Annotated in this window: 14 protein-coding genes and 1 riboswitch; of the genes, 11 read left to right on the top strand and 3 right to left on the bottom strand. The window is 69.1% G+C overall.

The window, feature by feature from the left end; genetic code table 11:
* Nucleotides 1–162: 162 nt before the first annotated feature.
* The 10 genes from ABZ070_RS16660 to ABZ070_RS16615 all read left to right on the top strand — a co-directional run bounded on the left by ABZ070_RS16660 (nt 163) and on the right by ABZ070_RS16615 (nt 10,225).
* The gene (locus tag ABZ070_RS16660; protein WP_356634355.1) at nt 163–771 is read left to right on the top strand and encodes a CDP-alcohol phosphatidyltransferase family protein; all 609 of its coding nucleotides are present in this window, start codon (nt 163–165) and stop codon (nt 769–771) included.
* Nucleotides 772–884: 113 nt separating this feature from the next.
* Nucleotides 885–3,380: a mannose-1-phosphate guanyltransferase gene (locus ABZ070_RS16655; protein WP_356634353.1), complete on the top strand. Its 2,496-nt coding sequence runs from the start codon at nt 885–887 to the stop codon at nt 3,378–3,380.
* A 97-nt stretch (nt 3,381–3,477) separates the two neighbouring features.
* A complete protein-coding gene (locus ABZ070_RS16650; protein ID WP_356634352.1) occupies nt 3,478–4,404 on the top strand; it encodes a DUF881 domain-containing protein in 927 nt (308 codons plus the stop codon).
* The gene (locus tag ABZ070_RS16645; RefSeq protein ID WP_023543062.1) at nt 4,401–4,733 is read left to right on the top strand and encodes a small basic family protein; all 333 of its coding nucleotides are present in this window, start codon (nt 4,401–4,403) and stop codon (nt 4,731–4,733) included. Before ABZ070_RS16650 ends, ABZ070_RS16645 begins: the two co-directional genes overlap by 4 nt.
* Before the next feature lie 3 nt (nt 4,734–4,736).
* On the top strand, nt 4,737–5,594 hold the full coding sequence (locus tag ABZ070_RS16640; protein WP_356634350.1) for a DUF881 domain-containing protein: 858 nt from the start codon (nt 4,737–4,739) through the stop codon (nt 5,592–5,594).
* Nucleotides 5,595–5,742: 148 nt separating this feature from the next.
* Nucleotides 5,743–6,618 carry an FHA domain-containing protein gene (locus ABZ070_RS16635; RefSeq protein ID WP_356634359.1) on the top strand — a complete coding sequence of 292 codons (876 nt, stop codon included), beginning with the start codon at nt 5,743–5,745 and terminating at the stop codon, nt 6,616–6,618.
* Nucleotides 6,619–6,658: 40 nt separating this feature from the next.
* The gene (locus ABZ070_RS16630; RefSeq protein WP_356634348.1) at nt 6,659–7,402 is read left to right on the top strand and encodes a MerR family transcriptional regulator; all 744 of its coding nucleotides are present in this window, start codon (nt 6,659–6,661) and stop codon (nt 7,400–7,402) included.
* 53 nt (nt 7,403–7,455) lie between these two features.
* Nucleotides 7,456–7,929: a bifunctional nuclease family protein gene (locus tag ABZ070_RS16625; protein ID WP_026281837.1), complete on the top strand. Its 474-nt coding sequence runs from the start codon at nt 7,456–7,458 to the stop codon at nt 7,927–7,929.
* A gap of 168 nt (nt 7,930–8,097) precedes the next feature.
* Entirely contained in the window at nt 8,098–8,694 is a 597-nt protein-coding gene (locus tag ABZ070_RS16620) for a MerR family transcriptional regulator (protein WP_356634346.1), read from the top strand.
* Nucleotides 8,695–8,743: 49 nt separating this feature from the next.
* Nucleotides 8,744–10,225 carry a DNA polymerase IV gene (locus ABZ070_RS16615; protein ID WP_356634344.1) on the top strand — a complete coding sequence of 494 codons (1,482 nt, stop codon included), beginning with the start codon at nt 8,744–8,746 and terminating at the stop codon, nt 10,223–10,225.
* Here ABZ070_RS16615 and ABZ070_RS16610 read toward each other — a convergent pair.
* Nucleotides 10,135–10,518, bottom strand: coding sequence for a PRC-barrel domain-containing protein (locus ABZ070_RS16610; protein ID WP_356634342.1), 384 nt, complete (start codon nt 10,516–10,518; stop codon nt 10,135–10,137). The two genes, ABZ070_RS16615 and ABZ070_RS16610, sit on opposite strands and share 91 nt — an antisense overlap.
* A gap of 115 nt (nt 10,519–10,633) precedes the next feature.
* A riboswitch (glycine riboswitch) is annotated at nt 10,634–10,729 on the top strand.
* A gap of 180 nt (nt 10,730–10,909) precedes the next feature.
* Between ABZ070_RS16610 and gcvP the strand changes: the two genes are divergently transcribed.
* Nucleotides 10,910–13,795 carry an aminomethyl-transferring glycine dehydrogenase gene (gcvP, locus tag ABZ070_RS16605; RefSeq protein ID WP_356634340.1) on the top strand — a complete coding sequence of 962 codons (2,886 nt, stop codon included), beginning with the start codon at nt 10,910–10,912 and terminating at the stop codon, nt 13,793–13,795.
* Between the two features lie 82 nt (nt 13,796–13,877).
* Here gcvP and ABZ070_RS16600 read toward each other — a convergent pair whose 3' ends face one another.
* Together ABZ070_RS16600 and ABZ070_RS16595 are read right to left on the bottom strand one after the other, a co-directional pair.
* Nucleotides 13,878–14,084 (bottom strand): DUF5999 family protein, encoded by a 207-nt coding sequence (locus ABZ070_RS16600; protein ID WP_356634338.1) that lies wholly within the window; start codon nt 14,082–14,084, stop codon nt 13,878–13,880.
* Between the two features lie 296 nt (nt 14,085–14,380).
* Nucleotides 14,381–14,971: a hypothetical protein gene (locus tag ABZ070_RS16595; protein WP_356634336.1), complete on the bottom strand. Its 591-nt coding sequence runs from the start codon at nt 14,969–14,971 to the stop codon at nt 14,381–14,383.
* Nucleotides 14,972–15,194: the final 223 nt, after the last annotated feature.

Raw genomic sequence — 15,194 nt, 5'->3', positions numbered from 1 at the left:
GGGAGAGTAGGACGCCGCCGAACAATCATTGTGGGAAAGCCCCGCACCCTCGTGGTGCGGGGCTTTTCTGCGTTACCCCCCGGACCCCCCTGTACAGGCCGGCGGTAGCTGCAGGTAGGGTCAGGGGGCATCGTTGGCACGTTCCACACAGGAGGCCCCCGGGTGGAGGTCCAGGAGACCCGCGTTCAGACGAACCGGGTACTCACCATCCCCAACATCCTCAGCATGGCGCGTCTCGTCGGCGTGCCGCTCTTCCTGTGGCTGATTCTCCGTCCCGAGTTCGGGGGGCCCAAGAGCGACGGCTGGGCATTGCTGGTTCTGATGCTCAGCGGCATCAGCGACTATCTCGACGGCAAGCTGGCCCGCCGGTGGAACCAGATCAGCAGTCTCGGCCGAATCCTCGACCCGGCGGCCGACCGTCTCTACATCCTCTCCACCCTGGTAGGACTCACCTGGCGCGAAATTCTGCCGCTCTGGTTGACGGCCGCGCTTTTGGCGCGTGAACTGATGCTGCTGGTGATGGTGGGGATCCTCCGTCGCCACGGCTATCCACCGCCACAGGTGAACTTCCTGGGCAAGGCTGCCACGTTCAATCTCATGTACGCGTTCCCCTTGCTGCTCCTGAGTGACGGAACCGGATGGCTCGCGTCACTCGCGGCGATTTTCGGATGGGCGTTCGCGGGATGGGGTACAACTCTGTATTGGTGGGCAGGGATCCTGTATGTGGTCCAGGTCCGCCGTCTCGTCAAGGCGGACGCAATGGCCGATTGACCTCGTCGGTGTGGTACCGCGCAGTGTCGCCGGCCGCGCGCGTGTCACCAGTGGTCTCTTTCGACGAGTGAAGTCGGCAAGACCGTCGTCTCTTCAAGGAGGACGCTTCCGACATGAAGGCCGTCGTGATGGCTGGTGGCGAAGGAACCCGGCTTCGCCCCATGACCTCGAGCATGCCCAAGCCACTTCTGCCGGTGGCCAACCGGCCGATCATGGAGCATGTTCTCAGGCTGCTCAAGCGGCACGGGCTCACCGAGACCGTCGTAACCGTGCAATTTCTCGCCTCACTGGTCAAGAACTACTTCGGTGATGGTGAAGAGCTCGGAATGGAGCTCACCTACGCCAACGAGGAGAAGCCACTCGGCACCGCTGGCAGCGTCAAGAACGCAGAAGAAGCACTCAAGGACGACGCGTTCCTCGTGATTTCCGGTGACGCTCTCACCGACTTCGACCTGACCGACCTCATCTCCTTCCACAAGGAGAAAGGCGCAATGGTCACCGTTTGTCTGACACGGGTGCCGAATCCTCTGGAATTCGGCATCACGATCGTCGACGAGGAAGGAAAGGTCGAGCGGTTCCTCGAGAAGCCGACGTGGGGGCAGGTGTTCTCCGACACCGTGAACACCGGCATCTACGTCATGGAGCCCGAGGTGTTCGACTACGTCGAGGCCGACGTGCCCGTGGACTGGTCCGGTGACGTCTTCCCCCAGCTGATGAAGGAAGGCAAGCCGATCTTCGGCTATGTCGCCGAGGGCTACTGGGAGGACGTCGGTACCCACGAAAGCTATGTGAAGGCCCAGGCCGATGTCCTGGAACGCAAGGTGGACGTCGAGCTCGACGGCTTCGAGATCTCGCCCGGAGTGTGGGTCGCGGAAGGCGCGGACGTGCATCCGGACGCCGTCCTGCGGGCGCCGGTGTACATCGGTGACTACGCGAAAATCGAAGCCGGTGCCGAGATCCGGGAGCACACCGTCGTCGGCTCCAACGTCGTCGTCAAGAGCGGTGCGTTCCTGCACAAGGCCGTCGTCCACGACAACGTCTACATCGGACCGCAGAGCAATCTCCGCGGGTGTGTCATCGGCAAGAACACGGACATCATGAGGGCCGCCCGTATCGAGGACGGCGCCGTGATCGGCGACGAGTGCCTGGTCGGCGAAGAATCGATCGTTCAGGGCAACGTCCGCGTCTACCCGTTCAAGACCGTCGAGGCTGGCGCGTTCGTCAACACCTCTGTGATCTGGGAGTCGCGGGGCCAGGCACATCTCTTCGGCGCGCGGGGCGTCTCCGGGATCCTCAACGTGGAGATCACTCCGGAGGTCGCGGTGCGGCTGGCCGGTGCCTACGCCACCACGCTCAAGAAGGGCGCCACGGTCACCACGGCCCGTGACCACTCCCGAGGTGCGCGAGCCCTGAAGCGGGCGGTCATCTCGGCTCTGCAGGCCAGTGCCATCGACGTACGGGACCTGGAGAACGTGCCCCTGCCCGTCGCCCGTCAGCAGACCGCGCGCGGCAGTGCGGGCGGCATCATGATCCGGACCTCACCGGGCGTGCCGGACTCCGTCGACATCATGTTCTTCGACGAACGGGGAGCGGACCTCTCACAAGGTGGGCAGCGCAAGCTGGACCGGGTGTACGCGCGCCAGGAGTACCGGCGTGCCTTCCCGGGCGAGATCGGTGACCTGCACTTCCCCTCCAGCGTCTTCGACTCCTACACGGGCTCACTGCTGCGCAACGTGGACACCTCGGGGATCGCCGAGTCGGGGCTGAAAGTTGTCATCGACGCGTCCAACGGCAGCGCCGGTCTGGTGCTGCCCAGCCTCCTCGGACGCCTGGGGGTCGACGCCCTGACGATCAACCCCGGCCTGGACGAGGCACGGCCCACCGAGTCCGCCGACACCAGGCGGTCGGGTCTGGTCAGGCTCGGAGAGATCGTGGCGTCCGCGCGGGCGGCCTTCGGCGTCCGGTTCGACCCCGTCGGCGAGCGGCTCTCCCTCGTGGACGAGCGCGGACGGATCGTCGAGGACGACCGTGCGCTGCTGGTGCTGCTCGACCTGGTCGCCGCTGAGCGGCGCAGCGGCGGAGTGGCGCTGCCGGTGACGACGACGAGGATCGCCGAGCAGGTCGCGGCGTATCACGGCACCCAGGTCGAGTGGACGACCACCTCCCCCGACGACCTGACGCGAGTGGGCAGGGAGGAGACCACGATCTTCGGCGGTGACGGCCGCGGCGGCTTCATCATTCCGGAGTTCAGCAGCGTCTTCGACGGTGCGGCCGCGCTCGTCCGGCTCGTCGGCCTGGTCGCGCGCACGCAGCTCACGCTGAGCCAGATCGACGCCCGGATCCCGCGCGCCCATGTGCTGAAGCGGGATCTCGCGACGCCGTGGGCGGTCAAGGGGCTTGTCATGCGGCGGGTCGTCGAGGCCGCGGGAGACCGGCACGTCGACACCACCGACGGCGTGCGGGTGGTCGAGGCCGACGGCCGGTGGGTGATGGTGCTGCCGGATCCGTCGGAGGCGGTCACCCACCTGTGGGCGGAAGGGCCGGACGACGCATCGGCCCAGGCGCTGCTCGACGAGTGGTCGGCGGTCGTGGACAGCGCAGGTCACTGAGCCCGGGCCGGTGTGCCGGCGGCTGCCCTGGGGCTGCTGTCGGCACACCGGTGGGGCCATTCGGCGGTAGCGGCTGCGACGTGCGACGATGTGCGGCATGCCGCAGCAGCCCCCCGTTCGGAGCACTGGTTCTCCGCCCGCGCGCCCCGACGCGTCCATGTCGCTGCTGACGAACGTCATGGAGCACAGCCTCGACGACGGTTACGCCGAGGCGTCGGCCCGCAGGGCGGAGGCCGGCGGCATGCCGCGTACCTTGAAGGCCAAGCTCGGACTGGCCGCGGGATTGGTGCTGGCGGCCATTGTCGTCACGCTTGGAGCCGCTGAGGCGCAGATCTCGGCGCCGGTGCTCGCAAAGGAACGCGAGGAGCTGATCGACCGCGTCGAGGCGCAGACCGGTACCGCCGACAAACTGGAGCGGGAGGTCGAGGCCCTCCGTTCCGACGTGGAGGAGCAGCAGCGCAAGGCCCTCAGGACGCAGGGCGGGGATCAGGGCGAGCTCGTCTCGCTGCTCGCCGGGGCCACCGAGGTGCAGGGGCCGGGCGTGAAACTCGTCGTGGACGATGCCAAGGACACCGACCAGGGCGGTGACGGACCGCGGGAGAGCAGCGGATTCTCCGACACGGGCCGGGTACGGGACCGGGACTTGCAGCGCGTCGTCAACGGGTTGTGGGAGTCCGGTGCGGACGCGATCGCGATCAACGGGCAGCGGCTGACGGCCCTGTCCGCGATCCGGGCGGCAGGCGACGCCATACTGGTCGACAACAGGCCGCTGGTGCCGCCGTACACGGTGCAGGCGGTGGGGGACGGGAACAAGCTGCGCACCGCTTTCCAGGACAGTGCCGACGGCCAGTATCTGCAGATCCTGAAAGAGGACTTCGGTATCCGGTCCAGCATTTCCGACGAGGAGACGGTTCGTCTGCCGGCCGCCCCGAGCTTGATCGTACGTACAGCAGAGCCGAAGACCGCCGACGCCGGGAACGGTGGCGGGCCGGGGGCGGCCGACACAGAGAAGGGCACATCGTGATCGCCGTACTGGGCCTCGTCGTGGGAGTCGTGGTCGGGCTGTTGGTCCGGCCCGAAGTGCCGGCGGTGGTCGAGCCCTACCTGCCGATCGCGGTCGTCGCCGCGCTCGACGCCGTGTTCGGTGGTCTGCGGGCCATGCTCGACGGGATCTTCGTCGACAAGGTCTTCGTCGTCTCCTTCCTGTCCAACGTCGTGGTGGCCGCGCTGATCGTTTTCCTGGGTGACAAGTTGGGCGTCGGCGCCCAGCTGTCCACGGGTGTGGTCGTCGTGTTCGGCATCCGGATCTTCTCCAACGCCGCGGCGATCCGCCGGCATGTCTTCCGGGCGTGACGTATGAACAACGAAGAGAACCCGAAGGACGCGGCTCAGCGACCTCAGCAGCCCCAGCGGTCGCAACCGCTGCCTCAGCCGGAGGCACAGCCTTCCGAGCCGCCTCTGTCGCCGGAGGCCGCCGCCTCGGAGGCGGCGCCGCAGACCGGCCGGGAACGGCTGCGCGCGGCGGTGTGGCCGCCGCGGGTGACCCGGGCCCAACTGATCGTCGCGCTCCTGCTGTTCGTCCTCGGACTGGGCCTGGCGATCCAGGTCCGTTCCAACAGCGACGAAAGCGCGCTGCGCGGCGCACGCCAGGAGGACCTGGTCCGGATCCTCGACGAACTCGACAACCGCACCCAGCGGCTCGAGGACGAGAAGCAGCGTCTCGAGGACCAGCGGACCGAGTTGGAGAACAGCTCGGACCAGGCGGAAGAGGCGCGCAAGCAGACCCTGCAGAAGGAACAGCAGCTCGGTGTCCTCGCCGGCACGGTCGCGGCTGAGGGGCCCGGCATCACGCTCACGATCCAGGACCCGTCCGGGACGGTGGAGTCGGACATGCTCCTCGACACGATCCAGGAGCTTCGAGCGGCCGGTGCGGAGGCGATTCAGGTCAACGGCACCAGGGTCGTCGCGGACACCTACTTCTCGGGAAGCGCCGGTGACATCGCGGTGGACGGGAAGCGGATCACCGCGCCGTACACCTTCAAGGTCATCGGCAAGCCGCAGGATCTGGAGCCCGCCCTGAACATCCCGGGCGGTGTCGTGCAGACGCTGGAGAAGGAGCAGGCCACGGCCACTGTGGCGCGTTCGGAGAAGATCACTGTGGATGCCTTGCGACCGGCGGAGCGGCCTGACTACGCTCGGTCGTCCTCGCCGTGAACGGGGGCGACATGGGGTCTGCCGGACCAGGGCAGAAGATTGCAGGGGGTCGACGCACCACATATGTGCCGCGTGGTGGAAACTGTCTGGTGCATACGGACGTTGTGAGGGTGTCCGGGTCCGCAGTTGTGTTGGTTGAGGGTTCGTCCTGCCCCACGGGCGGGTCTATTTCGGTCAAGGGGAAACGCCCGTGAAGTTGTTTGCGAAGTTGTTCGGCAAGAGTGCACGCGAGGACGGCAACGCCCGGCATCGCGCGCCGCGTCATGGCCAGAGTGAGGATCAGGGGGCCGAGCGGCCGCTGTTCCGCGACGAGGTGCCTGGTGGTGACAATTCGGGCAGACAGGGCGCGTCGTCTGTTGACCCTGCCGGTGCCGGAGGCATAGGTTTCGGGGAACCATCAACCTCAAGTACGGGTGGAGGGTTTACCTCCGACCCGTATGCGACCAATCCCCACGCGGGACAGCCGCGGCAGGAGGATCCGTCCATGGCGGGTTTGCCGGTTTGTACGAGGTGCGGCCACCGGAACACCGAGGCCGGTCGGTTCTGCTCCAACTGCGGCGCGCCGCTGCGGGGCGGCGCTCCCGCCGAGCGGGCGTCGGAGACGACGTCGACGATCTCCATCTCCGGTATCGAGGCCTACGACTCCGAGGTCACCGGCCAGACGGCCATCCCCTCGCTCTCGCCGGAGGCCCAGGCCGCTGTTGAGGCCCTGCCGCTCGGTTCGGCGCTGCTGGTGGTCCGCCGCGGCCCCAACTCGGGCAGCCGCTTCCTGCTGGACGGTGAGCTGACCACGGCCGGCCGCCACCCGCAGAGCGACATCTTCCTCGACGACGTGACTGTGTCGAGGCGCCATGTCGAGTTCCGCCGGGGCGCGGACGGCGGCTTCACCGTTTCCGACGTCGGCAGCCTGAACGGCACCTATGTGAACCGCGAGCGGATCGACTCCGTGGTACTGGCCAACGGTGACGAGGTGCAGATCGGCAAGTACCGGCTGGTCTTCTACGCGAGCCAGCGGGGCGTGTGACCCTCCCGGACTGTGTCCGGGGGACTTCCAGGGAAGGTACATGCTGCGAACACCGACGGGCGGTGCCGGTAACGGCACCGCCGCCGCGGGCGAGCGGTCGATGAGCATCGGAGCGGTGCTCGGCCGGCTGCGCGACGAGTTCCCGGAAGTGACGATCTCCAAGATCCGTTTCCTGGAGGCGGAGGGGCTCGTCGAGCCGAGCCGTACGCCCTCCGGGTACCGCAAGTTCAGCGCCCAGGACGTGGAGCGGCTTGCCCTGGTGCTGCGGATGCAGCGTGACCACTACCTTCCCCTGAAGGTGATCCGTGAGCAGCTGGACGCCCTCGAGCGAGGGGAGCAGATCCAGCTGCCGGCGCAGGGGACTCACCGGGAGCTCCTCGACGGCACCTGGGAGCCGGAAAGCGAGCGGCGCACCGCGGCCCGTATCGGGCGAACGGCTCTGCTGGCGGCCGCGGACGTGTCCGAGGAGGAGCTGGCGGAGTGGGAGTCGTTCGGCCTGCTCGCTCCGGACGAGGACGGGGCCTACGAGTCCGAGGCGGCCACTGTCGCCCGGCTGATCGCGGACCTGGGCAGATTCGGCCTCGAGCCACGGCACCTTCGCGCCATGAAGGCGTCGGCGGAACGCGACGCCGGGCTGGTGGAGCAGATCGTCGCGCCGCTGCGCCGGCACCGTAATCCCCAGACCAGGGCACATGCCGAGGCAACCGCCAGAGAGCTCGTGACCCTGTCCGTGAGGCTTCACGCGGCACTGGTGCAGACCGCCCTCGGAGTGCGGCTCCACTGATCTTGGACCAGCCCGACTACCCAAACCGGTCGCGCACGTCCTAGGGTTACTGTGTGAACGAGCTCGACGTTGTGGGTGTCCGGGTCGAAATGCCCTCGAACCAACCGATCGTGCTCCTGCGTGAAGTGGGAGGCGATAGGTACCTCCCCATCTGGATCGGCCCCGGGGAGGCGACCGCCATTGCCTTCGCGCAGCAGGGCATGGCCCCCGCCAGGCCGCTGACCCATGACCTCTTCAAGGACGTGCTGGAGGCGGTGGGCCAGGAGCTCACCGAGGTCCGCATCACGGACCTGCGCGAAGGCGTCTTCTATGCGGAGCTGGTCTTCGCCAGCGGGGTCGAGGTGAGTGCCAGGCCGTCCGACGCGATAGCGCTCGCCCTGCGCACCGGTACGCCGATCTACGGCAGCGACGGGGTGCTGGACGATGCGGGGATCGCCATCCCGGACGAGCAGGAGGACGAGGTGGAGAAGTTCCGCGAATTCCTCGATCAGATCTCGCCCGAGGACTTCGGCTCCAGCAGCCAGTGACGCCCGCAGTCCGCTCGGCGTCGGCGCATTCGAGTAGCCTTTCCCGGATCGGGGCACGAGAAACCACTCTCAGGGTGATTATCACTCGGCGTGCCGAGTGTGGCGATCGTTGACGCACCCCTGGTGACTCCCTACCTTCGAGGTGGCAGGTCAAGGACGGAGGTCGGCGTGAGAAGCAGCGGCGACAGTACGGCTGGGGGCGGCCTCGGACCCAGTCCGGTGGAAGACGGGCCGTACCCGCTTCGTGACAGCGCGGCCGGGCCTTCCACCGACACCATCGGCTACCGGGGGCCGACCGCGTGTGCGGCCGCCGGCATCACCTACCGGCAGCTCGACTACTGGGCGCGCACAGGTCTGGTGGAGCCCAGCGTGCGACCGGCGTACGGATCGGGAACGCAGCGGCTCTACAGCTTCCGCGACGTGGTCGTCCTCAAGATCGTCAAGCGCTTCCTGGACACCGGTGTCGCGCTGCAGAACATCCGCGCCGCTGTGCAGCACCTGCGGGCCCGTGGCTTCAAGGACCTCGAGCGGATGACGCTCATGAGCGACGGCGCGACGGTCTACGAATGCTCGTCGCCCGACGAAGTGGTCGGGCTGCTCCAGGGCGGGCAGGGCGTCTTCGGGATCGCGGTGGGCGTCGTGTGGCGGGACGTCGAGGCGGCGCTCTCGCAGCTCCACGGCGAGCGGATCGACACGGGGGAGACCCTGGTCGGTCACAACCCCGCGGACGAACTGGCGAGACGCAGACGCGACCGGGCCGTCTGACCGTGCCCGGCGCTCCCCGTTGTCAGTGGTGTGGGGGAGCATCGTAGGTGTGAGAACCGCCCCGACGATCCTGCATCTGGACATGGATGCCTTCTTCGCCGCCGCCGAGCAGGCGGCGAAGCCGTCGCTGCGCGGCAAGCCGGTGGTCGTCGGCGGTCTCGGTCCGCGCGGTGTGGTCGCCACCGCCTCCTACGAGGCCCGGCGTTTCGGGGTCCACTCGGCCATGCCGATGGCGCAGGCGCGACGTCTCGCGCCGAACGCGGCCTACCTCGTTCCGCGCTTCTCCCTCTACCGCTCCGTGAGCGAGCAGGTCATGGAGCTCTTGGGGCGCCTGTCGCCGCTCGTCGAGCCGTTGAGCCTCGACGAGGCGTTCGTCGATCTGGAGGCCGGGGAAGCCGCGGACGACGTGTCGTCCGCGCGTGCGGCGGGAGAGAGGTTGCGCGCCGACATACGAGCGGTCACGGGCCTGACGGGGTCTGTGGGGCTGGCCGGTTCGAAGATGCTTGCCAAGATCGCCTCGGAGCAGGCCAAGCCGGACGGCCTTTTCCTCATCGAGCCGGGGACCGAGCGCGAGCTGCTGGGGCCGATGCCCGTGCGGACCCTGCCGGGAGTGGGGCCCGCCACCGGTGAGCACCTGCGGCGGGCCGGCATGACCACGGTCGCGGATCTCGCCGAGGCGGGCGAGGACGAGCTCGTACGGCTGCTGGGCAGGGCGCACGGGGCGGCGCTGTTCCGGATGGCGCTGGGGCACGACGACCGCCCGGTGGTCGCCGAGCGGGACGCCAAGTCGGTGTCGGTCGAGGACACGTTCGACGTGGATCTCCATGACCGGGTGCGGGTGCGGACCGAGGTGGACCGGCTCGCCGATCGGTGCGTGGCGCGGCTGAGGGCGAGCGGCCACTCGGGCCGGACCATCGTGCTCAAGGTCCGCCGCTACGACTTCTCGACGCTGACACGGTCGGAAACCCTGCGGGGGCCGACCGATGACGCGGCGGTCGTACGGGAGGCGGCGGGGCGGCTGCTGGAGGCAGTGGACACCACGGGCGGGGTGCGGCTGCTCGGGGTGGGCGTCACGGGGCTCGCGGACTACACCCAGGAGGACCTGTTCGCGCAGGCCGCGGCAAAGGAGTCCGCGGCCGTCCTGTCCCAGGCGGTGTCCGGACCCGAGGCGGCTCCGGACGGCACGGCGCCGGAGCCCGCGGAGCCCGGCGCGGAGCGTCCCGGCCCGGTAGAGCGGCTCTGGGCCGCAGGCCAGGACGTACGCCATGCCCGGCACGGGCACGGGTGGGTGCAGGGCAGCGGGGTGGGGAGGGTCACCGTGCGCTTCGAGGAACCGTGGTCGCCGCCCGGCCGGGTCCGAACGTTCCGTGTGGACGACGAGGAGCTGGAGCCCGCGGATCCGCTGCCGCTGATCGGGCCGCCGGAGGAGGGCCCGGCAGGTCAGTCCTCCTGGCCGGCGACGCGGCCGAAGGAACGGTCGCCGGAGGCGGGAGCGGGCGTCGGGGGCGGGCCGGAGATGTCGAGTCCGTAGTGGTGGTAGAGCTGGAGCTCCTGCTCGGGGGAGAGATGGCGGCCCACGCCGAAGTCCGGGGCGTCCTTGATCAGCGAGCGTTCGTAAGGGACCCGCAGCGTGTTGTCGACGAGGTCGCTCGGTTCGAGGGGGACGAAGGCGTCCCTGCTGAACAGGCCTGTCCGTACGGCCGCCCACTCGGGCACTCCGGTGGCGTCGTCCAGGTACACCTCGTCGACGGTCCCGATCTTGGTGCCGTTGCGGTCGAACGCCTTGCGGCCTATCAGGCTGCGCGGATCGATGTCGGTCTGCACGGGTCCCTCCAACTGGTCGCGCCTGCTCTCTCATGACTACAGAAAGGCACATTTCGAGTGTCGGCCACTCGAGCGATCGTTCCCAAGCGGCGCTGGTACCCTGGCAAACGGCTGCTGACCCTGTGCGGGAGAGTTCTCCGGTGAAGACCGGAGGCGCCGAAGGAGCAAATCCTCCCCGGAATCTCTCAGGCACCTGTACCGCACGGACGAGGTCACTCTGGAAAGCAGGGCGGGCGTCGGACGGCATCCGCTCTCACCGACGGTGAAAGCCGGGAGGTCGCTCCGCGATGCCCGGTGAAGCTCTCAGGTTGAGATGACAGAGGGGGAGGCCGTCCGGGCATCCGCGCCGTGATGCCCCTCGCAGGTCGCGAAGACCAGGAGGCCTCCCACCATGACCGCCAACCGCATTCCGCTCTCCCAGCTGGAGCGTGGCACCCCCTTCGAGCGGCGCCACATCGGGCCTGACGCAGGTGCCCAGGCCAAGATGCTCGCGCACGTCGGCTACGGCTCGCTCGACGACCTCACCGCCGCCGCCGTGCCGGACGTCATCAAAAGCGCGGATGCCCTCGACCTCCCGGACGCCCGTACCGAGGCCGACGTTCTCGCCGAGCTGCGGTCCCTGGCGGACCGCAACCAGGTGCTGGCCCCCATGATCGGCCTCGGCTACTACGGCACCTTCACCCCGCCGGTCATCCTGCGGAACGTCATGGAGAACCCGGCCTGGTACACGGCGTACACGCCCTACCAGCCCGAGATCTCGCAGGGCCGGCTCGAGGCGCTGCTGAACTTCCAGACCGTCGTCGCGGACCTGACCGGTCTGCCCACCTCCGGCGCCTCGCTCCTCGACGAGGGCACGGCCGCCGCGGAGGCCATGGCGCTGGCCCGCCGGGTCGGCAAGGTCAAGGACGGCGTCTTCCTGATCGACGCCGACACCATGCCGCAGACCATCGCCGTGATCGAGACCCGCGCCGAGCCGACCGGTGTCGAGGTCGTCACCGCGGACCTGAGCGACGGCATCCCCGCCGAGATCGCGGAGCGCGGCGTCTTCGGCGTGCTGCTGCAGTACCCGGGCGCCTCCGGTGCCGTTCGCGACCTGAAGCCCGTGATCGAGCAGGCGCACGGGCTCGGCGCGGTCGTCACCGTCGCCGCCGATCTGCTCGCCCTCACCCTGCTCACCTCCCCCGGAGAGCTCGGCGCGGACATCGCCGTGGGCACGACGCAGCGCTTCGGCGTCCCGATGGGCTTCGGCGGACCGCACGCCGGCTACATGGCTGTCCGCGACAAGTTCGCCCGGAGCCTGCCCGGCCGACTGGTCGGCGTCTCCGTCGACGCGGACGGCAACAGGGCCTACCGCCTGGCGCTGCAGACCCGAGAGCAGCACATCCGGCGTGAGAAGGCCACCAGCAACATCTGCACCGCGCAGGTGCTGCTCGCCGTCATGGCGGGCATGTATGCCGTTTACCACGGCCCGGAGGGGCTGCGGGCGATCGCCCGGCGCACCCACCGTTACGCCGCGATCCTCGCCGAGGGCCTGCGGGCCGGCGGTGTCGACGTGGTGCACGGCTCGTACTTCGACACCCTGACCGTCCGCGTGCCGGGCAAGGCCGCCGACGTCGTGGCCGCCGCCCGCGAGGGCGGGGTCAACCTGCACCTCGTCGACGCCGACCACGTTTCCCTCGCCTGTGACGAGACCACCGGCCGGGAGCAGGTGACGACCGTCTGGTCCGCCTTCGGCGTCGACGGCGACGTCGAGGCACTGGACGCCGCCGGCGCGGACGCGCTGCCCGCCGCCCTGCTGCGCGCGGACGAGTACCTCACCCACCCGGTCTTCCACGAGCACCGCTCGGAGACCGCCATGCTGCGCTACCTGCGCAGGCTCGCCGACCGCGACTACGCGCTGGACCGCGGCATGATCCCGCTCGGGTCCTGCACCATGAAGCTGAACGCGACGACCGAGATGGAGCCGGTCACCTGGCCCGAGTTCGGCCAGATCCACCCCTTCGCGCCGGTCGAGCAGGCGCAGGGCTATCTGACCCTCATCCGTGAGCTGGAGGAGCGCCTCGCCGAGGTCACGGGCTACGACAACGTCTCCATCCAGCCCAACGCCGGGTCGCAGGGCGAGCTGGCCGGTCTGCTGGCCGTACGCGCCTACCACCGCGCCAACGGCGACGACCAGCGCACCATCTGCCTGATCCCGTCCTCCGCTCACGGCACCAACGCCGCCAGCGCGGTGATGGCCGGCATGAAGGTCGTCGTGATCAAGACCGCCGACGACGGCGAGATCGACGTCGAGGATCTGCGCGCGAAGATCGAGCAGTACCGCGGCGAGCTCGCCGTGCTGATGATCACCTACCCGTCGACGCACGGTGTCTTCGAGGAGCACGTCGCCGACATCTGCGCCCAGGTGCACGACGCCGGCGGTCAGGTGTACGTCGACGGCGCCAACCTCAACGCGCTGGTGGGCCTCGCGAAGCCGGGCCGGTTCGGCGGCGACGTCTCGCACCTGAACCTGCACAAGACCTTCTGCATCCCGCACGGCGGCGGCGGCCCGGGCGTCGGTCCGGTCGGTGTGCGCGCGCACCTCGCCCCGTACCTGCCCAACCACCCGCTGCAGCCCACGGCCGGCCCCGAGACCGGCGTCGGCCCGATCTCCGCGGCCCCGTGGGGCTCCGCGGGCATCCTGCCCATCTCCTGGGCGTACGTACGCCTGATGGGCGGCGAGGGTCTCAAGCGCGCCACGCAGGTCGCGGTCCTCGCGGCCAACTACATCGCCAAGCGCCTCGAGCCGCACTACCCGGTGCTCTACACCGGCCCGGCGGGTCTCGTCGCCCATGAGTGCATCGTCGACCTGCGTCCGCTGTCGAAGGCGACCGGTGTCAGCGTCGACGACATCGCCAAGCGGCTCATCGACTACGGCTTCCACGCGCCGACGATGTCCTTCCCGGTGGCCGGCACCCTGATGATCGAGCCCACCGAGAGCGAGGACCTGACCGAGCTCGACCGCTTCTGCGACACGATGATCGCGATCCGTTCCGAGATCGAGAAGGTCGCGTCGGGCGAGTGGCCTGCCGACGACAACCCGCTGCGCAACGCCCCGCACACGGCGGCCGCGCTCGGTGGCGAGTGGGACCACGCCTACAGCCGTGCGGAGGCGGTCTTCCCGGCCGGGGTGAGCGCCGCCGACAAGTACTGGCCGCCGGTACGCCGTATCGACGGTGCGTTCGGCGACCGCAACCTCGTCTGCTCCTGCCCCCCTCTGGACGAGTACGACAACTGACGCGGGCCGAAGGGCACATGCGTCGGGGCCGGTGCGGAGAGCTTCTCCGGGCCGGCCCCTCGTCCTACCTGTTCGGACGGCTCTAGGCGGCCGTCATCACCTGGCCCGCCTCCCGCGGTCGGCGCGGGGCGATGATCCGGCCGTCGGGCAGCAGTTCGCCGGTGTCCTCGAAGAGGAGCACGCCGTTGCACAGCAGGCTCCAGCCCTGTTCCGGATGGTGCGCCACGAGGCGTGCGGCCTCACGGTCGGCGGAGTCGGATGTGGGACAGGTCGGCTGGTGCTGGCACATGGATGGGTTCTTTCGCTGCGAGTGGTGAGTGTCCTGCGGCTCGATGAGGTGTTCATGGCCGCCCCCCGTATCTCTCGGTCCGGTCCCAGTGTTCCCCCACGGGCGTCGATCCGCAGGGATTTCACGGCAGCTCTTCCTACTGATTGATGACGTATCACCCACGCGGGCGGTTCAGTTGAACCGGCTGTCCTTTCGGGTGGTTCGCAGTGGCCCGGGCGGGCTAGTCACAACGGGCCATGCCCGGAACAGCAGTACGCCCCGCGACCTCACGGTCGCGGGGCGTGCCGGGCTCCTCGTCAGGCGGCGGGCGAGTCGAGCAGTGGTGCCGGTGTCAGTCGCAGCGTCAGGACGGGCAGCAGATCGGCGACCTGGCGCGGCCGGTGGGCCGCGATGCCCGGCGGTGCCGGAGCCAGCGGGACCAGGACGTCGGACGGCTGAGGGGTGCCGGTCGCGGCGTCTGCCTGCGGGTCGCCGTGAAGCCACAGGGTGAGCATGTAGAGCTCGGGCACCGACAACAGTCTCGGCTGGAAGTGGGGTCCCATGGACTCGGCCTGTCGCAGGGCCTGTTCGGTCGAATCGAGATAGGGGCCTTCGAAGAAGTGCGAGAAGGTCCAGCCGTCCGGTGTGAGCACGCTGTCCGCGGCGGCCACGGCGCGTTCGCCGCTGCGGATCAGGAAGCGCCAGCCGGCGAGTCGGGTGTACGGGGCACTGCCGCTCGGCACGATCTGGTCCATCACATGGACCGGCAGCGGCAGTTCGGCGCTCAGGGGTCCCTGGACGGACCTCAGAGCAGGGGTACGGGCCTCGCGGACGGCCAAGGGTGAACCGAGTGCCGCGAGAACGCTGCGCAGGGCAGGCGCGGGGGCCGGTGGGACATGCAGCGGCATGATGGGTCGCCTCTCACTGGGGAGACACGGTGATGCGTGAAGGTGCGGACGGCGCTGTCGGCGTGCGGGGCGGCGAGCGGCCGGAAGACACCGGATCCCATCTCTCTGCCCTCGCGGAGTTTATACGACACGTGTTCACGTAATGTTTCCGCTACCCGTCGCAGGTATTTCGAGCAAGGCTGAATTCAGCCCGTTTCCGGAGTCCTTTTCGCCTGATTTCCCG

The organism is Streptomyces sp. NPDC006283 (genome assembly GCF_040613325.1).
Classification (GTDB): domain Bacteria; phylum Actinomycetota; class Actinomycetes; order Streptomycetales; family Streptomycetaceae; genus Streptomyces.
This window is presented reverse-complemented; position numbering and strand designations above follow the sequence as displayed.